Origin of the sequence: Sphingomonas limnosediminicola (assembly GCF_039537965.1) — a bacterium.
GTDB lineage: Bacteria > Pseudomonadota > Alphaproteobacteria > Sphingomonadales > Sphingomonadaceae > Sphingomicrobium > Sphingomicrobium limnosediminicola.
This window is the reverse complement of record NZ_BAABBM010000001.1, coordinates 1,942,639-1,962,384: the sequence shown is the minus strand read 5'-3', so window position 1 is coordinate 1,962,384 and position 19,746 is coordinate 1,942,639. Positions and strand designations below refer to the sequence as shown.

The following is a 19,746-nucleotide window of genomic DNA, read 5'->3' as shown; positions in this document are numbered from 1 at the left end:
TGCTGTTTAGCCTATTGGTCAGGCCCAGCCACCTCCGAAGCGGCGATCGCCCCCTCGCCAACTGGACGAGGGGGCTGCCTTTCGAGCCTGAGGGGAGAGAGGGGCCGAAAGGCGTCGACCGCCTTCACCTTTTAGAAGTCGACCTGAGCGCGCACGCCCCACGTGTCGACGCCGTACTTGCGCCGGTTGGCAGGTGTAGTCGTTCCGAACGGGAACATGCCCAGCTGTGCCTGTGTCGGGTTTGCCGCCGTCGAGACCGAAGCGCGCGGACCGCCCGTCACGTCGATATGCCCGTACTGAGCCATGAAGCGGACGTAATCGATCGGGATCCAGATCAGGCTTCCTTGGTATGCAATCTGCTTGCCGCCATTAACATAGTAAGGCGCGGCGACGCTGCTGGAGCTGCCGTCGACCCGATCGCTAAGCTGGACATAGTCGACTCGACCGTTGAGCTGCAGGGCGCCCCAGCCGCCCTCGTTGAACGGATGCAGCACCTTGGTGCGGTCCCACCGGCCGCCCTTGTACCCCCGGCTCTCACCCGTGAAGTAGTAGCCGACCTCGGCATAGCCGCCCCAGAAGCTCGGGTTGCCGTTGTAGCCGGTGCCGAGCGGCGTATCGTTGGTGTCGAGATCGGCATTGAGATTTGCAATCTGCGCCGCGGTGAAGGTCTTGTGAAGCCACACCTTCTGGCCTTCCGCCGCGAAGTGGAAGCTCTTGTAGATGGCGCCCAATTCTACGCCGGCGACGTCGTCACCCTTAGCCGCAATGTTGCCGGTGCTGACGAAGCGCTGATCGGTGAGCTGCGAGAGCGGACGCGTCTGGTAGTTCGCGCCAAGTGCTTCACGCGTGTTCTCACGGTGCTCAAAATTGGCGCCGAGGTGCAGACGCGCTGCACCCAGTGTGGGTGAGAAGACGCCGCGGGCGGAGGCCTGCCAGCCGGTGCGCGTGAAGCTGCCGTTGTTCAAAGGCTCGCTGAACAAACCCGCCTGGAAGGTCCAGCGGTCGGTCTTCTTGTCGTTCGCGAGGAAAGCGATGCCAAGGCGGCGGTTGTAGCTGAACGCGTCGTGGATCGACGCGCGCTCCAGGAACGACGTAAATTTGGAGCTCGTCATCGTTTCGAGGCTCGAGAACGGATAGAAATACCCAGCCTGCAGAGTCACCGGCGAATTGTGGACGTCGTAGGCGAGGAAGATGTCCTCATAGTCGACAGCACCCTGCGCAAAATTGAACTCTGCGCTGTAGCGGAAGCCGCCCGGCAGCGTGCCGTCGGCGCCGATCGTCAGTCGGCGGGCACGGGTGTCCCAGCCGAGATTGGCGTAGTTGAGGCCGCCAATGATGGTGCCGCGGAGCTGGTTGCCGCGCGGAAAGCCGGTGTAACCCGCATCCCATTGGATGAGGCCTTTCGGCTTAAAGCTGAAGCCGGCTTCCTTGTCGTCCCACTGCGGCCCGCCCTTCCAGGACGGAGTCGCCTTGACCATCGATGCCTTAACTTGCTCGACCGAAGCCTGAAGCGCCTCGATCTGGGCCTGCAGTAGCTCAATCTTGGCCTGCGCCTCATCGACTGCCTTCGCGTTTGCGATAACAGCGTCGGCGGCGGCGTCTGACGGATCCGGCTCTGTCGGCACCGGCTGGTTCTGCGCGGGGGCAGGATCCTGTGCCCATGCGGGCGCGGCAACGAAAATAGCGCTTCCCGCAAGGAGCGCGGCAATGGACTTGAACTTCATCTTTATTCCCTTTCCCCCGCCTCGTCAGAGGCCCGCGGCACCCGCCGGGGCGGGTGCCGACATAACTGTGTGTGTAGCGCCTACTTGAGGCTTGCAAGGTTAAGCGGCTGGAGACCGCGAGCGGCCACCTGGCTGCGGGCACGGACATTGTTCGGCGCGGCGATCATCCCGCCCTGCCGGCGTAGATAACCGTTCGGGCCAAATGTGCTCTCCTTGGTGAACTCAGCCGCATAGGCCCGAACCGCCGGAATGGCGCCCGCATGCGCATTCTTGATGTAGATGTAGAGCGGACGCGCGCCCGGGTACTTGAAAGTGCTGATCGTGTCGTAGCTCGGCGACACGCCGTTGATGGCGATGCCCTTCAGCTTGTTCATATTCTCCTCGAGATAGGAGAAACCGAAGATGCCGACCGTGCCCGGATTGGCCTCGATCTTCTGAACGATGAGATTGTCGTTCTCGCCGGCCTGGATGTAGGCCCCGTCCTCACGGACCGCGGTGCAGATCGCCTTGAACTTGTTTTCGTCGCTCTTCTTGAGCGCAGCCATGCTGGCGTTCGCCTCGCACGGCGGGGTGAGGATCAGTTCCCCAAGCGCATCGCGCGTGCCCGAGGTCGGCGGCGGACCGTAGACGCGGATCGGAATCGCCGGAAGGCTGCCGTTTACGTCCTTCCAGGTCTTCGCCCGATTGGGCTTGCCATAGGGTGTCTTGGCGAGCGCCAGGTAGATGTCGCGCTGGCTGACGTTCTGAAGCGGGCTGCCCTTGGCGGTGGCGAATGTCACGCCATCGAGGCCGACCTGAATCTCGGTGATGGCGCTCACGCCGTTCTGCTGGCAGAGCTTGGCTTCCGAAGCCTTCATCCGGCGCGACGCATTCTCGACATCCGGGAAGCGTTCGCCGACACCGGCGCAAAACAGCTTCATGCCGGCGCCCGTGCCAGTCGACTCGATGATCGGCGTGCCGAGCCTAGGATTGGCGCGAGCAATGCGCTCAGCGACGATCTTGGCGAACGGATAGACGGTCGACGACCCGACCGCGCGCATTTGCGTGCGTGCCTCGACCTGACCGGAAATGGAGATAGCCATCACCGCCGTAGCGGCGAGGCCGAATGATCTGAGAAGCATGTTCGACACCCCGATTTGACAGGCCGTCACTCGGCCCGCTGAGTCGGGTGCTAAGCGGTCCCGGCGACCGTTGTTTGACGGTATCGTTTCACTTCTGTGACGGTCACTTCGATGCCCTAATGTTCGGCGTCGAGCGAATAGCCAGCGGACCGAACGGTGCGGATCAGGTCCGGCCGATCATCGCCATTGAGCGCCTGACGAAGGCGTCGAACGTGCACGTCGACGGTGCGCGCATCGATGTCCGGGTCGTGCGACCATACGGCGTCGAGCAGCCGCTCACGCGAAAAGACACGTCCGGGATGCTCGAGGAAATGCTTGAGAAGCCGGAACTCGGTCGGGCCGAGCGGCACCTGATGCCCTGCGCGCCGCACACGATGGGCGGCAACGTCCATTTCCAGATCGGCATAGCTCAACGCCTCGCCCGCGAGCGCCGGGCGAACGCGGCGAAGCACGGCGCCGACGCGCGCGACGAGTTCGCGCGGGCTGAATGGCTTGGTGACATAATCGTCGGCGCCGGTCTCGAAACCGCGAATGCGATCACTTTCCTCGCCGCGCGCCGTCAGCATCATGATCGGCACGTGCGCGGTCGAAGGGCGGCGGCGCAGGCGACGGCAAACCTCGATCCCGCTAATGCCTTCGATCATCCAGTCGAGCAAAATGACGTCGGGCTTCACTTCCTCGACCAGTATCAGGGCTTCTTCGCCGTCGCCGGTGCGCGTCACGTCGTAGCCCGAGCGCTCGAAGTGGTAGGTGACGAGGTCGGCGAGCGCGCGATCGTCCTCGACCAACAGCAAGCGCATATTCGTCATGGGGCCGTCGCCGACTTGCCGGGCCGATCGGCCATGTGCTGGCCGGTCGCGGCGTAATAGACCATCTCGGCGATGTTGGTCGCGTGATCGCCGACCCGCTCGAGGTTCTTGGCAACGAACAGAAGGTGCGCCGACTGGCCGATATTATGCGGATTTTCCATCATGTGCGTAAGCAGCGTGCGGAAGATGGAATCGTAGAAATCGTCGACCGCCTGGTCGCGCTCGCAGACCCGGACCGCCGCCTGGGCGTCGCGCTCGATGAAAGCGTCGAGCACGTCGTGCACCATCTCGGTCGCGATTCGCGCCATCTCCGGAAGCAGGGAGATCGGCTCGATCTTCGCGGCATTCTCGAGCAGCGGAACGCGCTTGGCGATGTTCTTGGCATAATCGCCGATGCGTTCGACAACACCAGAGATTTTGAGCGCGGCAACGACGTCGCGAAGGTCGCCGGCCATCGGCGCGCGAAGAGCGATGAGCTGGACTGCACGGCGCTCGGTCTCGATCTCCAACGCGTCGAGCTTCTTGTCGTCGAGCACGATCCGGGCCGCGCCCTCGGTGTCGCGCTGGATGAGGCAACGCATCGCTTCGCCGATCGCATGTTCGGCAAGGCCTCCCATCTGGCTGATAAGCGCGCGCAGTCGTTCGATGTCCTCATCGAATGCCTTGAGCGTATGTCCGCTGGCTTGCTGCATCATCCTGCTCCGATCAGCCGTAGCGGCCGGTGATATAGTCTTGGGTGCGCTGTTCGCGCGGGTTCGTGAAGATCTCGGACGTCTTGCCGTATTCCACCATCTCGCCGAGATGGAAGAAGGCCGTCCGCTGCGACACGCGCGCGGCCTGCTGCATGTTGTGCGTGACGATGGCGATTGCATAGCGGCCGCGAAGCTCGTGGATCAGCTCCTCGATTTTCGCCGTGGCGATGGGGTCGAGCGCCGAGCAGGGCTCGTCCATCAGAATGACCTCGGGATCGACGGCGATGGCGCGCGCGATACAAAGCCGCTGCTGTTGGCCACCAGAGAGCGCGGTACCGCTTTCCGCAAGGCGGTCCTTCACTTCGTCCCATAGGCCCGCGCGCTTCAGCGACTTCTCAACGATCTCATCAAGCTCCGTCTTGGATTTCGACAGGCCGTGAATGCGCGGCCCGTAGGCGACGTTTTCATAGATCGACTTCGGGAACGGGTTGGGCTTCTGGAACACCATGCCGACGCGGGCGCGAAGTTGAACTACGTCCATGCTCGCGCTCATGATGTCCTCGCCGTCGAGCTCGATCCGGCCGGTGACGCGCGCCGACGGAATCGTGTCGTTCATCCGGTTGAGGCAGCGCAGGAAGGTCGACTTGCCGCACCCTGACGGACCGATGAAAGCGGTGACCAGGTCTTCGTAGATGCGGATCGACACGTCCTTGAGCGCGCGCTTGTCGCCGTAGAAGACGCTGACGTCGTCCGCGCTCATCTTCGGCTGGCGGCCGGTGTCGAGCTCCGGAGCGGCGCTCGCCTGGGACGAGACGTCGATCCGGGGCGCGGGCTCGGGCGGCGTCCCTTCGGACAGGGTTTGCTCCTTGGCCGCGGCGGCGGTGGCGGCCGACTCCGTCGGGACCGGCGTCACGGGCGTGATCGGCATCTTTTCTTTCATATACATCACCAGCGGCGCTCGAAACGGTTGCGAAGATAGATGGCTAGGCCGTTCATGAGCAGCATGAACAGGAGGAGGACGATGATCGCCGCGCTCGTCTTCTCGACGAAGCCGCGGTCGACTTCGTCCGACCAAAGGAAGATTTGAACCGGCAGCACGGTCGCTGGATCGGTGATTCCGCCCGGCGGCGCAGCGACAAACGCGCGCATGCCGATCATCAGCAGAGGCGCGGTTTCGCCCAGCGCCCGGGCAACGCCGATGATGGTGCCGGTAAGAATACCCGGGAGCGCCAGTGGCAGCACATGGTGAAACGTCACCTGCATACGCGAGGCGCCCACACCCAGCGCGGCATCGCGGATCGACGGCGGCACCGACTTGATGGCGTTGCGGCCGGCGATCACGATCACCGGGAAGGTCATCAGTGCCAGCGTCAGGCCGCCGACGAGCGGCGCGGAACGCGGAAGGTTCATGAAGTCGAGGAAGACGGCGAGGCCGAGAAGGCCGAAGATGATGGATGGCACCGCAGCAAGGTTGTTGATCGACACCTCGATCAAATCGGTCCAGCGGTTCTTGGACGCGAACTCCTCGAGATAGACTGCCGCCAGCATGCCGACCGGAAAGGCGAGCGCGATGGTCACGAGGATGGTGAAGAAGCTGCCCTTCAGCGCGCCCCACACGCCGACCGAAGACGGATCGGTAGCGTCCGATTCCGTCAGGAAATCCATGTTGACGGTACGCCGCAACGCGTGGCGCTGTTCCAGGGCCGACACGAGCTTCTCGCTCGCGGCATCCGCGTCGCCTTTGGCGGCAACGTCAACCTTGCTCGAGACCGGCAGCCATAAGGTCGTGCGGCCGTTCAGAACCGACGGATTGGCAAGGATAGTTTTGGTCAGGCGGTGCATTGCCGCATCGCCGAACATGTCTGCTGCGGCTTGGCCGTAGGCGGCCGTCGCCGCGCTCGACAGCGTGTCCGTGAGGTCCGCCGACGCAACCGTCTGTTCCGCGTCCGGACCATTGAGCGCCGCGGGGTCGATGAACAGCGAACTCTTCGCGAAGTCGATCGGCAGGGCGGCTTCATAGTGCGTGAAGCCACCGAGCCCTTTCGACGCCATATTGAAGAGCAGGAAAGCGAGGAATGCGACCGACAGGGCGACGGCCGCAAGGCCAACGGCGCGAAAGCGCCGCTCCGCGGCATAACGCCTGCGCACGCGCTTCAGGCTCGCTGCGTCGTTCCACCGGCTGGGCACACCCGAGCTCATTCGTATTGCTCCCGGTAGCGCCGCACGATGTGCAGGGCGATGAGGTTCAAGAGAAGGGTGATGAGGAACAGCGACAGTCCCAGCGCGAAGGCGGCTAGTGTCTTCGGGCTGTCGAATTCCTGCTCACCCGTCAGCAGGAACACGATCTGCGTCGTCACGGTAGTCACGCTGGCAAACGGGTTCGCGGTGAGGTTCGCGGCGAGACCAGCCGCCATCACGACGATCATCGTCTCGCCAATCGCGCGGCTGACCGCGAGAAGGATGCCGCCCATCACTCCCGGAAGGGCGGCTGGCAGGAGGACCTTGCGAATGGTCTCCGACTTCGTCGCGCCCATTGCCAGGCTGCCATCGCGCATCGCTTGAGGCACCGCGGCAATCGAATCGTCGGCCATCGAGCTGACGAATGGGATGATCATGACGCCCATGACGGAGCCGGCCGCGAGCGCGCTTTCGCTGCTCGCGGATCCGATACCGAGCGACAGGCCGAAGTCGCGGACGACGGGCGCGACCGTAAGCGCGGCGAAATATCCGTAAACCACGGTCGGAACGCCAGCGAGGATTTCCAGGATCGGCTTCAGCCAGGAGCGCACGCGCGGATGCGCATATTGGGTGAGGTAGATCGCGCTCATGAGCCCAAGCGGCACCGCGACGACCATTGCGATGATCGCGCCGATGAAGAACGTGCCCCACAGCAGCGGAAGCGAGCCGAAGGCACCGGAGGATCCTGCCTGATCGGCGCGGATCGCCGTTTGCGGGCTCCATTCGAGGCCGAAGGCGAATGACTGCACGGGATAGAGCCTGAAGAAGCGCAGGCTTTCGAACATCAGCGACAGGAAGATGCCGAGCGTGGTCAGGATCGCGATCAGGGAGGCCGCGAACAGCACGATCATCACCCAGCGCTCGACGCCGGTGCGAGCGCGAAACTGCGGGGCGGTGCGACGGAGTGCAAAGCCCGCGGCAACCAGCGCGGCCATGATCGCAGCGACTCCGCCGAACAGCGAAAAGCGCGATTCCTCCGCGCGAATACGGGGGGCGAGCGTCGAGGATTGCGGGTTGAAGCCTTGTTCACGCTCGCCGTTCGCGATCTCGCGCCCTTCGGACAGGATCGACTCGCGCTGCATTTCGAACTGCGGCAGCGCGCGCCCTTCAGGGCTGGACAATACGGCCTGGTCGACCAGCCGCGACTGAACCGGTGCCCACAAGGCAAGGATGAGCAGCGCTGGGATTGCCGCCCACAGGGTCGCATAGGCGCCGTGATAGAAGGGCAGAGAGTGCAACCGGCTGGTGGTACGCAGCCGGCTGGCACGGACATAACCGAACCAGCCGGCGGCAAGCGCGACGATCAGGGTTGCGACGAGCGCAAGGCCGAGGCTCATGACGCCCGCGTTTCCGCTTTACTTGAGGCCGGCCGGGTCGAGCGGCTTCAGCTCGGTAGCCTGCTGGGTTGCGGCGGTCGCGTCGGCACCGCCGAACGGTACCAGCCCGCGACGCTCGAGCGGACCGCCCTTGCCCCACATCTTGGCATAGGCCGCAACGAAATCGCGTAGCTTCGGCTTTGCCTGAAGATGCTCGCCCTTCACGTAAATGTAGAGCTTGCGAGCGCCTGGATAGGACAGGTCGGCGATGGTCGCCTCGCTCGGCGCAACGCCGGCGATCGTCACCGGGCGGACCTTGTCGGCATTCTGCTCGAGGTAGGAGAAACCGAGGACGCCGAGCGTGCCCGGATCCGCCGAAACCTTCTGGACGAGCAGGTTGTCGTTCTCGCCGGCTTCGACATAGGCGCCGTCTTCGCGGATCTTGGTGCAGAACTGCTTGTGCTGATCCTCGTTGTTCTTCGCGAGCGCTTTCATCGCCGGGTCGGTGTCACAGCCCTTGGTCAGGTAAAGGTCGGCCAGACTGTCGCGCGTGCCGGACGTCGGCGGCGGGCCGAGGACGCGGATCTTAATGGCAGGAAGCGACGGGTTCACGTCCTTCCACGTCTGCGCCTTGTTCGGGCCCTTGCCGAACGGATTGGCCGCGAGCGCCTTGTAGATGTCGGCCTGGGTCAGGTTCATGCCCGGACCGTCCTTGCCCTCGATGATCGTTAGGCCGTCGATGCCCACTGGCACTTCGATGATCGTCTTCGCGCCCTTTTGGACGCAGCCGTCATATTCGCTTTTCTTGATCTGGCGCGAAGCATCCTCGATGTCCGGATATTGGCTGCCGACGCCGTCGCAGAACAGCTTCATGCCAGCGCCCGTGCCCGTCGATTCGACGGTGACGCGGATGCCTGGATTGGTCCGCATGAAGTCCTCCGCCACGGCCGTGGTGAACGGATAGACGGTCGAAGAGCCAACGACTCGGATGTCGCTGCTGGAACCGCCGGTGCCGCCACCGGTCTTCGAGCCGCATGCGACGAGGAGCGCTGCGAGCGGCAGCACCATGATCATCTTGTTCACTTGATGGACTCCATTTCGGAAAAGCTTTCCCCGGACTTCGCCCTAGCGGTGGTTCGAAGAAGCGTCTGTGACAGAAATATTGCACTTTTATGACAGCCGCAGCCTGTCGAACGCAGCCAGCCGTCTGCGCCTGCCGATTTGCCGCTTCTCGACAGCCGCTGCTAAACGCGCCGCCATGCGCATGAACCGCTGGCTTGGAGCCGCCGCCGCCTTGTCCTTCATCGCCGTTTCTGCCTGCAAGGTCAGTTCAACGGAAAACGGGAGCGAGGCGTCGCCGCAATCGAACGCCGCCGCCGCGGAGCCCGGCGCTGCCGACAAGCTGGCCGCGATCGATATGCGCGCCGACACCAGCTATTTGAGCAACGAGGAAAAGCAGGTCGCCAACCTCCTCATCCAGGCCGCCGATCTCCTCAACCCGATCTACCTGCGCCAGGTGTCGGCCGACAATCCGCGGCTTCGTGAGGAAATCGAGAAGAGCGGGGATAAGTCGCTTCTCGCCCGCTTCGACACGTTCATGGGACCGTGGGACGAGGTCGACGAGGACAAGGCGTTCTACGGCAATTCGAAGCGGCCTGTTGGCGGCGGTTTCTATCCGGCGGATCTGACCAAGGAGCAGTTCGACGACTATCTCGCCAAGCATCCCGCCGAAGCCGACTCGCTGAAGAGCCCGTACACGGTCGTGAAGCGGCAAGGCGATAAGCTGGTCGCCGTCCCTTACAGCCAGGAATATAAGCAATGGCTGGAACCAGCCGCGCAGCTGCTCGAAAAGGCCGCGGCGATCACCACCAATGCGAGCCTGAAGAAGTTCCTTGCGCTCCGCGCCAAGGCCTTCCGCACCGACGATTATTTCGAGTCGGAACTCGCGTGGATGGACCTCAAGGACACGCCGATCGAAATGGTGATCGGCCCTTACGAGACTTACACGGACGGCCTCTATGGCGTGAAGACGGCGTTCGAATCCTATGTGGTGCTGAAGGATCCGAAGGAGTCCCAGACGCTCGACATCTACAAGAGCCATTTGCGCGAAATGGAGCAGAACTTGCCCGTTGAGGAGCAGTACAAGAACTTCAAGCGCGGCTTTGAATCGCCGATCTCCGTTGGCGACGAAATCCATTCGGGCGGCGACGCCAATCACGGCATCCAGACCGTGGCGTTCAACCTTCCCAACGACGAGCGTGTGCGAGAGGCGAAGGGCGCGAAGAAGGTCATCCTGCGCAACGTCCTGGACGCAAAGTACGAGCGCATCCTGCAGCCGATGGCGACGCTGACTTTGGTCCCTGCCGACGCCGCCAATGTCAACAAGCGCTACATGTATCTTGAGACCCTGTTCCATGAACTGAGCCACAGCCTCGGGCCGGGCTCGATCGTCGTGAACGGCCGCCAGACCACGGTGGACAAGGAGCTGAAGGACGTCGGCAGCGGCTTCGAAGAAGCGAAAGCCGACGTCATGGGCGCCTACAACGTCATGTTCATGATGGACAAAGGCGTGATCCCCGCCGCCGAACGCCCGCAGATCCGCGCCACTTATGTCGCCGGCCTGTTCCGGGCGATGCGCTTTGGCGACACCGACGCACACGGCCGCGGCGCTGCGATGCAATACCGCTACCTACGCGACAAGGGCGGGATCGTGTGGGACGCCAACGCCAAGCGGTTCCGCATCGACGCGGCGAAGCTAGACGCCGGCATTCGCAGCCTGGTCGGAGACATCGTCAGGTTGCAGGTGACCGGCGACTATAACGGGACCAAGGCGTTCCTGGCGAAGTGGGCGGTGATGGACGCGGAGGCCAAGCAGGTTACATCGCAAATGACGCACATACCGGTGGACATCCACCCGACCTATCCGAGCCGCATCTGATGGCCGGCTCGTTCGAAACCTTCGCCGCGTTGCACGTGCCGGGTAATCCGGTCGTGCTCTACAACATCTGGGACGTCGGCAGCGCGCTTGCCGTGGTCGCCGCGGGTGCGAAGGCGCTCGCGACTGGAAGTCACCCGGTCGCCGACGCCAACGGCTGGCCGGACGGGCAGCAGGTGCCGCTCGACTTTGCCTTCGCCAACGCCCGGCGCATCGCCGATGCGGTAGACCTCCCGCTCACCGTCGACTTCGAGAGCGGGTATGCGGTAGATCCCGCGGAGGGCGGCGCGAACGTTGCGCGGCTCGCAGAGACGGGTGCGGTCGGCTGCAACTTCGAAGACCAGGTCATCGGTGGCGAGGGACTTCACCCGCTCGATCGGCAGGTTCAGCGCATCCGGGCGATCCGCGACGCGGTCGGCGATCGCTTCTTCATCAACGCGCGCACCGATCTGTTCCTGAAGACGCAGACCTATGACGATGCGCTGGTCGATCAGGTCGTCGAGCGCGGCAAGGCCTTCGCCGACGCCGGCGCGAGCGGCTTCTTCGTCCCGCGCCTGGCCGATCCGGCGCAAATCGAACGGATCGTGCGTGAAGTTCCGCTACCGCTGAACGTGATCGCCTTCCCAGGCGCGCCGGATAAGAAGGTGTGGGCGGATGCCGGCGTCTCCCGCATCAGCCATGGCCCCTTCCCGCACCGCGCGCTGATGGCCAAGCTGACCGAGATGGCTCAGGCAGCCATAAGCTGAGCTGATGTGTTGAGCGCAAGATTCTAGAGGCGCTTGCGGCCCGACTGTCGCATGGTTCTGGTCCAACCAAACAAGGGGGCCGCCATGAGCAAATTCGAGACCCTCGCGAAGCTTCACGTCGCCGGCGATCCGCTGGTGCTGTTCAACGCCTGGGATGCCGGCAGCGCCGAGGCCGTCGCGAAATCCGGCGCGAAAGCAGTCGCCAGCGGCAGCGCCTCGGTTGCGATGGCGAATGGCTTCGGGGACGGACAGGAGGTTCCGCTCGACGAGGCGCTCGTGAATGCGGCGCGCATTGTCAAAGCTGTCGACCTGCCCGTGACGATCGATTTCGAGGGCGGCTATTCAGAAGACCCAGGCGGCCTGGCAGCCAACGGGCGTCGGCTCGTCGAGACTGGTGCGATTGGATGCAATTTCGAAGATCAGGTCGTCGGCACCGACCGTATCCACGACACCGGTGACCAAGCGACGCGCATCCGGTCGCTTCGCGACGGCGTTGGCGTAAGCTTCTTCATCAATGCGCGCACGGACCTATTCCTCAAGGTAAAGGCAGATGCGCACGACGATGCGCTGGTCGAGCAAGCGATCGAGCGCGGGAAGGCTTACGCCGACGCGGGCGCCAACGGATATTTCATCCCTGCGCTGGCAAATCTGCAGCTGGTCGAGCGGATCAGCCGCGCAGTCCCGATACCCGTGAACGCGATGCACTTGCCGGGCGGCCCGAGCCGGGCCGATTGGGCGAATGCAGGCATCGCTCGGGTCAGTCACGGCCCGTTCCCTTACATGGCGATGCAGGAGTGGCTTACCAGCGAAGCAAAAGCTGCGCTGAGCTAGGCGCGCCTAAGCTTCCACCATTTGGCGCGCGGACCGGATTTAAGGACGGTCTTGCGAAACAGGCGCGATCCAATGCGCAGGATCACGGCGACCCAAATGCCCTGCCAGACGATCGCAGCGATATGCGGCCACCAGGCCGGCTCCTGCGCCGCACGCGCCAGCATCGCCATCGGCGATGACAACGGGAAGATCGTGGCGGCTATCGCCTCGGCGGAATCGGGCCGCCCGACGGTCGTCGCCGCGAAGCCGAAAATCAGCACCTGCGCGAATGTCACAGGCATCGACAATGTCTGCACCTCGCGCGCCGTGGAAGCCTGCGCGCCGATGGTCAGGAATGCTGCGCCGAGAAGCAAATAGTACATCGCAAAATAAGCGACGCCGAGCGCCAGGAACCCCGGCCAGCCCACTGCCGGCGCCGGCAGCGAGCGGACGCCGCCGCTGCTGATCATCTGAATGAGCAGCGCCCCGGCGCTGATCCACACGACAATGCCGACAATCGATGCCGCGAGCATCGCGAACAGCTTGCCGATGAACAGTGCGTCGATCGGCACGGCCGCCGCGATCACCTCAATGATCTTGTTCGACTTCTCCTCGATCAGCTGGCTCATCACCATGCCCGACAGGAGGATGGTCAGGAAAAACAGGAGCATCTGACCGATCTGGCCGGTGAAGGCCTGATCCTTAGCCGCCGCACCCGTCGCCGTCTTCGTATCCGTTACAGAAATATCGGTCGCCTGGCTCGCTGGGTTGCGCGCGTCGGTCAGGATCAGCTCGAGCTGCGCGACCGCATTATCCTCGCCGACCGAGCCGGTAAGGTGAGGGTTGGCGAGGCCGCCGGTCAGGACAGCACGGATCGGCGGCTTGCGGGATGTCAGAAGCTGCTTCTGCTGGCTGGCCACGTCCGCCGCCGGATCATAGTGCACCAGCCGAACGATCGAATCGTCGTGCAGCGCGTTCGCCAGCCGGTCGCGCGAGGCCGAATATCGTTGGAAATCGGTTTGCGACGAAATAACCGCCACCACCGGCTGCTCGGTCTGGCTGGCGACTTGCGCGCCGATGCCACCGAACACACCGCCGAGAAGCAGCGGGAACACCGGCCCGAGCAGGAAGAAGATGAAGGCTTTCGACAGCACCGTTGCCGCGAAGTCGCGGCGTGCGATGACCAGGGCGGAGCGCAGCAAGCGGGTCATTGGGGACGCTCCTGCGCGCCCATCTCGGCCGCTGTTTGGTTGCCCGCGATGGCCACGAAGGCATCGTGCAGCCCGGGCCGTTCGATCGCGAGGGTCTCAATTCCGGCACCGCCGTCAATCAATGCCTTCAGCAAGGGTTCCGGCCCGCCTTCGGGAAGCTCGAACACATACTCATCGCCCTCACGCCGCGCGCTCGCGGGAATGGCCGAGCGCCACGGTCCGTCGCTGGCGCGCGTGCGCAGCCGGACGATCGGGCGAAGTCTGTCACGCGCCTCGGCAACGCTGCCGTCAAAGGCGACGGCGCCCTTGGCGATAATCGCAATCCGCTCACACAGCCGCTCGGCGTGGGCAATGACATGAGTGGAGAAGAGCACGGTCGCGCCGTTGCGCGCCTCGGTCCGGATCATTTCCTCGAGCCGCCCCTGGTTGATCGCGTCCAGGCCCGAGAAGGGCTCGTCGAGCACGATCAGCTTGGGCCGGTGGACGATGGAGCCGAGAAGCTGGACCGTCTGCGCCATGCCCTTCGACAGGCTGCGGATCGATTTCCGTCCCCATTCGCCGAGACCATGCTGAGCAAGCAATTCGTCGGCACGCTTGCGGCCCTCTGCGATCGGAAGCCCGCGAAGGGCGCCCATGAAACCGATCGCGTCCCGGGCATGCATCGAGGGATAAAGCCCGCGCTCTTCGGGCAAATATCCAACTTCCGGCGCGGCATCGATCGGATTCTCGCGGCCCAGCACCCGTCGCATGCCGCTCGACGGGTCGATGATGCCGATCAGTATTCTCAGCGTCGTCGTCTTGCCCGCACCGTTGGGACCCAGCAGGCCGTAAATCGAGCCCGTTGGCACGGCGAGGCTGACGCCGTTGACGGCACGGGTGTCGCCGAAATCCTTTACGAGATCGACGGCTTCGACGGCGAGCCCGTTTGCGGCGACGTTGCTGAAGACCTGTCGAAGCACTGAAATTCCTACGGAAATCCAACCCACGGGTGTAGGGACGCGCCGTGGATAAGAGTGAAAGCCTTGAGGAAGCAATAAGAACGCAAGCCGAAGCGCTCGGCTTCGTGGCCTGCGGCTTTGCGCGCGCCGATGCGGCGGACGCGGCCGGCATCGATATCAAGCGCTTCATCGAGGCGGGCCATCACGGGTCCATGGGCTGGATGGAGGAGCGCGCGCATCATCGCGTCTCGCCGCTCGCGCTGTGGCGTGAGGCGAAATCCGCGATCGCGCTCGGCATGAGCTATGCTCCGGCGTCCGACCCGCTGGCCCTCGCCGACCACCCGGACCTCGGCCGCATCTCGGTCTATGCGCAGGGCGGCGACTATCACAAGACGGTCAAGAAGGCGCTGAAGGCCCTTGCCCGCTGGCTGGTCGACCGGGCGGGCGGCGAGCTGAAGGTGTTCGTCGACACGGCGCCGGTGATGGAAAAGCCGCTCGCGATGGCGGCCGGCATCGGGTGGCAGGGGAAGCACACCAACCTCGTCAGCCGCGAGCATGGCAGCTGGACGTTCCTCGGCGTCATCCTCACCAGCCTGGAGCTCGCGCCCGACCTCGCCGCTGATCATGGCCAGCATTGCGGAAGCTGTTCGCGCTGTCTCGACGCCTGTCCAACGCAGGCGTTCATCGCGCCTCACCGCATCGATGCACGGCGTTGCATCTCTTATCTGACCATCGAGCATGACGGGCCCATCCCGGTCGAGTTCCGCGCGGCGATGGGAAATCGCATCTACGGTTGCGACGACTGCCTTGCCGTCTGCCCGTGGAACCGCTTCGCAGACGCGGCGGCCGCGAACCGCGCCTTCCAGCCGCGCGCCGAGCTTGCGGCGCCACGTCTCACCGACCTGCTCGCGCTCGACGACACCAGTTTCAGGGAAATGTTCGCGGGTTCTCCGATCAAGCGCATCGGGGTGACCCGCATGATCCGCAACTGCCTGATCGCCGCGGGCAACAGCGGCGACCCGGCGCTCGTCTCGGCAGTTGAGGCCCACTTGACCAGCCCCGACCAAGCCGTCGCCGAAGCCGCCGCCTGGGCGCTCGATCAGCTCGGCGTCTCGAGGTCGGAGATGCAGGCCGCCTGATCGGTATCCACGCCGTTCGCTGTCCGCGTATCGATCCAGGTCACGCGCATCGCGCCGTTCGTCGACGGATAAAAATAGGCATCGAGCACGCAGCGGCGATTGCTGAATTGCAGCTTGAGGCTGTTTCCCTCGCGCACCTGCAACGACGGGTGTCCCAAGTGACCGACCACTTCCTGCGGCGTGAGACCTAACAGTTGTCGCGACCTTGCTTCCGGTTGAGGAGCAGGTTGGGCGACCTGGGGCTGCGCCTCCGGCTGCCGCGCCATGCAGGCGGCGAGCGAAAGCGCAAGGAAGGGGACAAAGCGGCGCATAAAGGGACGATGCCCGCGTAGCCTCGCAGAGGCAATGTTGCGGGCGAGTGAACGCATCGCTAGGCGGCGCACTTTCACGCTTCCACCGGAGAATCCATGCCCGAGACCCGCCTCGATGTGCTGTGCATCGGCAATGCCATCGTCGACGTGATCGCAAACGCGACCGACGACTTCCTCAGCACCGAAGGACTGGTAAAAGGTTCGATGCGCCTCGTCGACGCGGAAGAGGCCGAGCGCCTCTATTCCCACATGGGCCCGGCGCATCAGGTTAGCGGCGGCTCCGCAGGCAATACGGCGGCGGGCGTCGCTGCGCTTGGCGGCCGCGCCGGATTCATTGGGCAGGTCGCACCGGACCAGCTCGGCGAGTTTTACCGGCACGACCTGACGGCAACCGGCGTGGAGTTCATCACAGCAGCGTCAGACGTCGGCGAACCGACCGCACGTTCGATGATCCTGGTGACGCCGGACGGGCACCGTACGATGAACACCTTCCTGGGCGCTGCGCAGCACCTTCCGTCGAAAGCGCTCGACGAAGAACAGATCCGCGCATCCGCGATTCTCTACCTTGAAGGCTATCTGTGGGATCCGGAGACGCCGCGCTACGCGATGGTGCGCGCCATCGAGGTCGCGCGCGAGGCTGAACGCAAGGTCGCCTTCACTTTGTCCGACACCTTCTGCGTCGACCGCCACCGCGACGGCTTCAATGAGCTGCTCGATGGCGGCCGCATCGACATCCTGTTCGCAAATCAGGCCGAGGTTGAGGCGCTCGCCGGCATCCCGCACCTTGAAAGCGCTGTTGCGGCGATCGCGCCGAAGGTTGGGACCCTCGTGGTCACGCGGAGCGAAGACGGCGCGCTAGCCGTGCGTGGAAATGAGCGAGCCGACGTTCCAGCTGAACCGATCAAGGAACTGGTCGACACAACCGGTGCAGGCGACTTGTTCGCTGCCGGCTTCCTGTTTGGACAGGCGCGCGGAAAGTCGCTCGAAGAGTCGCTCCGATTGGGCGCGATCTGCGCGGCCGAAGTCATTCAGCATTATGGCGCGCGCCCCGAGGCGGACCTCAGGGCGCTAGCCGGTGAGCTGACCGCTTAGCGCTAGCCGCGTTCTTCGGGGCTGCCCGGCGCCGGGGCGCCCGGTAGCGGCGCGACGCCGACCGAGGGCGGTGCGTCCGGCGAAAGCTCCGGAACCTCGGTGATCCCGCGACCGACATGGCTGCGGCTGCGCGAGTAGCCGAAGTAGATCAGCAGGCCGACGACACCCCACACGGGAAGTACCGCGATCGCGATCGGCGGCAGCATGATGTAAAGCGCGATGCAGCCGATGATGGCGATCGGAGCGATGATCCCTACCGCCGGCGTGCGGAACGGACGTCTGCGGTTCGGATCGGTCCGACGAAGCACGAGCACCGAGATCGCCACCATCATGAAGGCGAACAGCGTGCCGGAGTTGGAATAGTCCGCCAGCTTGCCGACCGGAAGGAAGGCCGCCGCCAGCATCACGCCGACGCCGGTGACCGCTGTCACCACGTGCGGGGTCCGAAAGCGCGGGTGAACGGAGGCAAGCTTCTCCGGAAGCAGGCCGTCGCGAGCCATGACGAAGAAGATCCGGGTCTGGCCGAACATCATCATCAGCACGACGGAGGGCAGCGCAATGAACGCGGCAACACCCATCATGTCGCCAAGTCGCTGATAGCCGACGCTGCGAAGGACATGGGCCAGCGCTTCGCGCGAACAGACGAGCGGCTGCTCAGCGCCGCCAGCGACGATTGCATTGCACTGATTGGTGAGTTCGATGCTGCCCGGCGGGAACGGATGGCCAAGCGCATCGCGGACCGGCTGCGCGCCGATCGCGCCAATCGCTCCCGCTGCGACCAGCAGATAGAAGATTGTGCAGATACCAAGCGAAGCAATGAGGCCGATAGGCACGTTGCGCTGCGGGTTCTTGGTTTCCTCGGCGGCCGTCGAAACGGCGTCGAACCCAACATAAGCGAAGAAGATTGACGCCGCGGCGCCGACAACGCCGTAGGTTCCCCATCCATTGGGAATGAACGGCGTGAAATGCTCGCCCTTGAGGATCGGCAAGGTGAGGATGCAGAAGATCGTGAGCGCGGTGACTTTCACGAGCACGAGCACGGCGTTGAAGCGCGCGCTTTCCTTGGTGCCGACAATGAGAAGAACGGTGACCAAACCGGCGATCACGGCTGCCGGGAGATTGAAGACACCTCCGCCGAATGGGCCTGCGGCAAGCGCCGGCGGAATGATTATCCCCCAACTCTTCATCAATCCCACGAAATAGCCGGACCAGCCGACAGCGACCGCGCTGGCTCCGATTGCATATTCAAGGATCAGGGCCCAACCGACCATCCAGGCGAACAGCTCGCCCATCACCGCGTACGTGTAAGTGTAGGCGGATCCCGCAACGGGCACCATCGAGGCGAGCTCGGAATAGCAGAGCGCAGCAACGGCGCAGACCACCCCGGCGATAACGAAGCTGATCATCATGGCCGGGCCCGCCTTTTGGGCGGCCTCGGCGGTCAAGACGAAAATACCGGTGCCGATCACGGCGCCGATCCCCAGCAAGGTCAGCTGGAACGCACCTAGCGAACGGTGCAACCCCTTCTTCTCGGCGGTCGCAAGAATTGCGTCCAGCGACTTTACCCGGCCGAGCAGGCCGCCGCGCTCTGCTGCAGTTGCCATCATTCTCCCCTATGCAATCAATCTTCTACCGACCCTAACGGCTGAGGCCGCAAGGGCAATCCCCTCATGGTTCGCGCATCTGGCTCCGTGCCGGACGATTATCGCGTCAGCATTGGCCCCAGCGGCTTTCCGCCGAAGATGTGAACATGTAGGTGCGGCACTTCCTGTCCGGAGTCCGGCCCGACATTCGCGAGCAGCCGGTAACCGCTCCCGACCAGCCCCCGATCGCGCGCGATCTTTCCGACCGCCCTCACGAAGGCGCCGATCTCCTGATCCGAACCGCGCTCTGAAAAATCGTCCCACGACACGTAGGAACCCTTCGGGATCACCAGGATGTGGGTCGGCGCCAGGGCGTTGATATCGTTGAAGGCCAGCACGTGCTCGTCCTCGTAAGCCTTCGTGGACGGAATCTCCCCACGGAGGATGCGGGCAAAGATATTGCTGTCGTCATATGGCTGGGTGGCATCGATCGGCATCGAATGTCTCCGCTTGACCGGGAAAACTCGCCCGCTACCACCAAGGGCGATGAGCGACGAGACCCCCGAGAGCCTGATTCCGTACGACGAGATCGTTCAGGACGCGCTGCGGGCCGTCGTTGGGAGGGTCCTCGGCGAGGTCGAGGCGTCGGGCGGACTGCCCGGCACGCATCATTTCTTCATCACCTTCAACACCAAGAGTCCGGGCGTTTCGATTCCGAAGCATTTGTCCGAACGTTTCCCGGAAGAGATGACGATCGTCATCCAGCATCGCTTCTGGGACTTGAAGGTAGAAGAAGACGGCTTCTCGGTCGGGCTGTCGTTCGGCGGCGTCCCGGCGACGCTCCGCGTTCCGTTCGCCGCGGTTACCCAATTCCACGATCCCGCCGTTGAGTTCGCGCTGACCTTCCACGCCGACGCCGAGGAAGCCCCGCGCGAAGAACATGAGGCCGCGGGCAACGACCCGGAAACGACGGCTGACGAAGCGCCCAAGGACGACGGGTCGAACGTCGTCAGCGTGGACTTCACGCGCAAGAAATAGGCGCCCGCCGTTCACCCTGAACTTGAGTCGGGGTCCATTTCAG

At 64.0% G+C, this 19,746-nt stretch carries 19 protein-coding genes; 6 read left to right on the top strand and 13 right to left on the bottom strand.

Annotated elements, in window-relative coordinates:
• Nucleotides 1-131: 131 nt before the first annotated feature.
• The 8 genes from ABD704_RS09870 to ABD704_RS09835 all read right to left on the bottom strand — a co-directional run bounded on the left by ABD704_RS09870 (nucleotide 132) and on the right by ABD704_RS09835 (nucleotide 8,974).
• Nucleotides 132-1,724: an OprO/OprP family phosphate-selective porin gene (locus ABD704_RS09870; RefSeq protein ID WP_344699511.1), complete on the bottom strand. Its 1,593-nt coding sequence runs from the start codon at nucleotides 1,722-1,724 to the stop codon at nucleotides 132-134.
• Nucleotides 1,725-1,804: 80 nt separating this feature from the next.
• On the bottom strand, nucleotides 1,805-2,845 hold the full coding sequence (locus tag ABD704_RS09865; RefSeq protein ID WP_425565457.1) for a substrate-binding domain-containing protein: 1,041 nt from the start codon (nucleotides 2,843-2,845) through the stop codon (nucleotides 1,805-1,807).
• 116 nt (nucleotides 2,846-2,961) lie between these two features.
• On the bottom strand, nucleotides 2,962-3,654 hold the full coding sequence (phoB, locus tag ABD704_RS09860; protein ID WP_344699510.1) for a phosphate regulon transcriptional regulator PhoB: 693 nt from the start codon (nucleotides 3,652-3,654) through the stop codon (nucleotides 2,962-2,964).
• Nucleotides 3,651-4,346: a phosphate signaling complex protein PhoU gene (gene phoU / locus ABD704_RS09855; protein ID WP_344699509.1), complete on the bottom strand. Its 696-nt coding sequence runs from the start codon at nucleotides 4,344-4,346 to the stop codon at nucleotides 3,651-3,653. The genes phoB and phoU overlap by 4 nt, the downstream gene beginning before the upstream one ends.
• A gap of 13 nt (nucleotides 4,347-4,359) precedes the next feature.
• On the bottom strand, nucleotides 4,360-5,106 hold the full coding sequence (pstB, locus tag ABD704_RS09850; protein ID WP_344700530.1) for a phosphate ABC transporter ATP-binding protein PstB: 747 nt from the start codon (nucleotides 5,104-5,106) through the stop codon (nucleotides 4,360-4,362).
• A 185-nt stretch (nucleotides 5,107-5,291) separates the two neighbouring features.
• Nucleotides 5,292-6,545 (bottom strand): phosphate ABC transporter permease PstA, encoded by a 1,254-nt coding sequence (pstA, locus tag ABD704_RS09845; protein WP_344699508.1) that lies wholly within the window; start codon nucleotides 6,543-6,545, stop codon nucleotides 5,292-5,294.
• The gene (pstC, locus tag ABD704_RS09840; protein WP_344699507.1) at nucleotides 6,542-7,921 is read right to left on the bottom strand and encodes a phosphate ABC transporter permease subunit PstC; all 1,380 of its coding nucleotides are present in this window, start codon (nucleotides 7,919-7,921) and stop codon (nucleotides 6,542-6,544) included. The genes pstA and pstC overlap by 4 nt, the downstream gene beginning before the upstream one ends.
• Nucleotides 7,922-7,939: 18 nt before the next feature.
• Complete coding sequence (locus ABD704_RS09835; RefSeq protein WP_344700529.1) at nucleotides 7,940-8,974, bottom strand: substrate-binding domain-containing protein; 1,035 nt, start codon at nucleotides 8,972-8,974, stop codon at nucleotides 7,940-7,942.
• Between the two features lie 190 nt (nucleotides 8,975-9,164).
• Here ABD704_RS09835 and ABD704_RS09830 point away from each other — a divergent pair, with 190 nt between their 5' ends.
• The 3 genes from ABD704_RS09830 (at nucleotide 9,165) to ABD704_RS09820 (ending at nucleotide 12,412) form a co-directional block, all read left to right on the top strand.
• Nucleotides 9,165-10,838, top strand: a complete 1,674-nt coding sequence (locus ABD704_RS09830; RefSeq protein ID WP_344699506.1) for a dipeptidyl-peptidase 3 family protein — start codon at nucleotides 9,165-9,167, stop codon at nucleotides 10,836-10,838.
• Nucleotides 10,838-11,581 (top strand): isocitrate lyase/PEP mutase family protein, encoded by a 744-nt coding sequence (locus tag ABD704_RS09825; RefSeq protein WP_344699505.1) that lies wholly within the window; start codon nucleotides 10,838-10,840, stop codon nucleotides 11,579-11,581. Before ABD704_RS09830 ends, ABD704_RS09825 begins: the two co-directional genes overlap by 1 nt.
• 84 nt (nucleotides 11,582-11,665) lie before the next feature.
• The gene (locus ABD704_RS09820; protein WP_344699504.1) at nucleotides 11,666-12,412 is read left to right on the top strand and encodes an isocitrate lyase/PEP mutase family protein; all 747 of its coding nucleotides are present in this window, start codon (nucleotides 11,666-11,668) and stop codon (nucleotides 12,410-12,412) included.
• On the opposite strand, the gene ABD704_RS09815 is transcribed toward ABD704_RS09820, so the two are convergent.
• Together ABD704_RS09815 and ABD704_RS09810 are read right to left on the bottom strand one after the other, a co-directional pair.
• Nucleotides 12,409-13,602 (bottom strand): ABC transporter permease, encoded by a 1,194-nt coding sequence (locus ABD704_RS09815; RefSeq protein WP_344699503.1) that lies wholly within the window; start codon nucleotides 13,600-13,602, stop codon nucleotides 12,409-12,411. The genes ABD704_RS09820 and ABD704_RS09815 overlap by 4 nt on opposite strands.
• The gene (locus tag ABD704_RS09810; RefSeq protein WP_344699502.1) at nucleotides 13,599-14,561 is read right to left on the bottom strand and encodes an ABC transporter ATP-binding protein; all 963 of its coding nucleotides are present in this window, start codon (nucleotides 14,559-14,561) and stop codon (nucleotides 13,599-13,601) included. Before ABD704_RS09810 ends, ABD704_RS09815 begins: the two co-directional genes overlap by 4 nt.
• Nucleotides 14,562-14,605: 44 nt before the next feature.
• On the opposite strand from ABD704_RS09810, the gene queG reads away from it, so the two are divergent.
• Nucleotides 14,606-15,679: a tRNA epoxyqueuosine(34) reductase QueG gene (gene queG, locus ABD704_RS09805; RefSeq protein WP_344699501.1), complete on the top strand. Its 1,074-nt coding sequence runs from the start codon at nucleotides 14,606-14,608 to the stop codon at nucleotides 15,677-15,679.
• Here queG and ABD704_RS09800 read toward each other — a convergent pair.
• On the bottom strand, nucleotides 15,640-15,990 hold the full coding sequence (locus tag ABD704_RS09800; protein WP_344699500.1) for a hypothetical protein: 351 nt from the start codon (nucleotides 15,988-15,990) through the stop codon (nucleotides 15,640-15,642). The two genes, queG and ABD704_RS09800, sit on opposite strands and share 40 nt — an antisense overlap.
• Nucleotides 15,991-16,086: 96 nt before the next feature.
• On the opposite strand from ABD704_RS09800, the gene ABD704_RS09795 reads away from it, so the two are divergent.
• Nucleotides 16,087-17,082: an adenosine kinase gene (locus ABD704_RS09795; RefSeq protein WP_344699499.1), complete on the top strand. Its 996-nt coding sequence runs from the start codon at nucleotides 16,087-16,089 to the stop codon at nucleotides 17,080-17,082.
• 2 nt (nucleotides 17,083-17,084) lie between these two features.
• On the opposite strand, the gene ABD704_RS09790 is transcribed toward ABD704_RS09795, so the two are convergent.
• Entirely contained in the window at nucleotides 17,085-18,686 is a 1,602-nt protein-coding gene (locus tag ABD704_RS09790; protein WP_344699498.1) for an amino acid permease, read from the bottom strand.
• 98 nt (nucleotides 18,687-18,784) lie between these two features.
• Nucleotides 18,785-19,162 carry a histidine triad nucleotide-binding protein gene (locus ABD704_RS09785; protein ID WP_344699497.1) on the bottom strand — a complete coding sequence of 126 codons (378 nt, stop codon included), beginning with the start codon at nucleotides 19,160-19,162 and terminating at the stop codon, nucleotides 18,785-18,787.
• A gap of 49 nt (nucleotides 19,163-19,211) precedes the next feature.
• On the opposite strand from ABD704_RS09785, the gene ABD704_RS09780 reads away from it, so the two are divergent.
• Entirely contained in the window at nucleotides 19,212-19,703 is a 492-nt protein-coding gene (locus ABD704_RS09780) for an SspB family protein (RefSeq protein WP_344699496.1), read from the top strand.
• Nucleotides 19,704-19,746: the final 43 nt, after the last annotated feature.

What these genes read in the sequence shown, in the direction of transcription:
- pstC (WP_344699507.1), bottom strand. Translation starts at nt 7,921, where the DNA reads ATGAGCCTCGGCCTTGCGCTCGTCGCAACCCTGATCGTCGCGCTTGCC.
- phoU (WP_344699509.1), bottom strand. Translation starts at nt 4,346, where the DNA reads ATGCAGCAAGCCAGCGGACATACGCTCAAGGCATTCGATGAGGACATC.
- ABD704_RS09835 (WP_344700529.1), bottom strand. Translation starts at nt 8,974, where the DNA reads ATGATCATGGTGCTGCCGCTCGCAGCGCTCCTCGTCGCATGCGGCTCG.
- pstA (WP_344699508.1), bottom strand. Translation starts at nt 6,545, where the DNA reads ATGAGCTCGGGTGTGCCCAGCCGGTGGAACGACGCAGCGAGCCTGAAG.
- ABD704_RS09865 (WP_425565457.1), bottom strand. Translation starts at nt 2,845, where the DNA reads ATGCTTCTCAGATCATTCGGCCTCGCCGCTACGGCGGTGATGGCTATC.
- ABD704_RS09815 (WP_344699503.1), bottom strand. Translation starts at nt 13,602, where the DNA reads ATGACCCGCTTGCTGCGCTCCGCCCTGGTCATCGCACGCCGCGACTTC.
- ABD704_RS09870 (WP_344699511.1), bottom strand. Translation starts at nt 1,724, where the DNA reads ATGAAGTTCAAGTCCATTGCCGCGCTCCTTGCGGGAAGCGCTATTTTC.
- ABD704_RS09795 (WP_344699499.1), top strand. Translation starts at nt 16,087, where the DNA reads ATGCCCGAGACCCGCCTCGATGTGCTGTGCATCGGCAATGCCATCGTC.
- phoB (WP_344699510.1), bottom strand. Translation starts at nt 3,654, where the DNA reads ATGACGAATATGCGCTTGCTGTTGGTCGAGGACGATCGCGCGCTCGCC.
- ABD704_RS09830 (WP_344699506.1), top strand. Translation starts at nt 9,165, where the DNA reads ATGAACCGCTGGCTTGGAGCCGCCGCCGCCTTGTCCTTCATCGCCGTT.
- pstB (WP_344700530.1), bottom strand. Translation starts at nt 5,106, where the DNA reads ATGAGCGCGGACGACGTCAGCGTCTTCTACGGCGACAAGCGCGCGCTC.
- ABD704_RS09790 (WP_344699498.1), bottom strand. Translation starts at nt 18,686, where the DNA reads ATGGCAACTGCAGCAGAGCGCGGCGGCCTGCTCGGCCGGGTAAAGTCG.
- ABD704_RS09825 (WP_344699505.1), top strand. Translation starts at nt 10,838, where the DNA reads ATGGCCGGCTCGTTCGAAACCTTCGCCGCGTTGCACGTGCCGGGTAAT.
- ABD704_RS09820 (WP_344699504.1), top strand. Translation starts at nt 11,666, where the DNA reads ATGAGCAAATTCGAGACCCTCGCGAAGCTTCACGTCGCCGGCGATCCG.
- ABD704_RS09785 (WP_344699497.1), bottom strand. Translation starts at nt 19,162, where the DNA reads ATGCCGATCGATGCCACCCAGCCATATGACGACAGCAATATCTTTGCC.
- ABD704_RS09780 (WP_344699496.1), top strand. Translation starts at nt 19,212, where the DNA reads ATGAGCGACGAGACCCCCGAGAGCCTGATTCCGTACGACGAGATCGTT.
- ABD704_RS09800 (WP_344699500.1), bottom strand. Translation starts at nt 15,990, where the DNA reads ATGCGCCGCTTTGTCCCCTTCCTTGCGCTTTCGCTCGCCGCCTGCATG.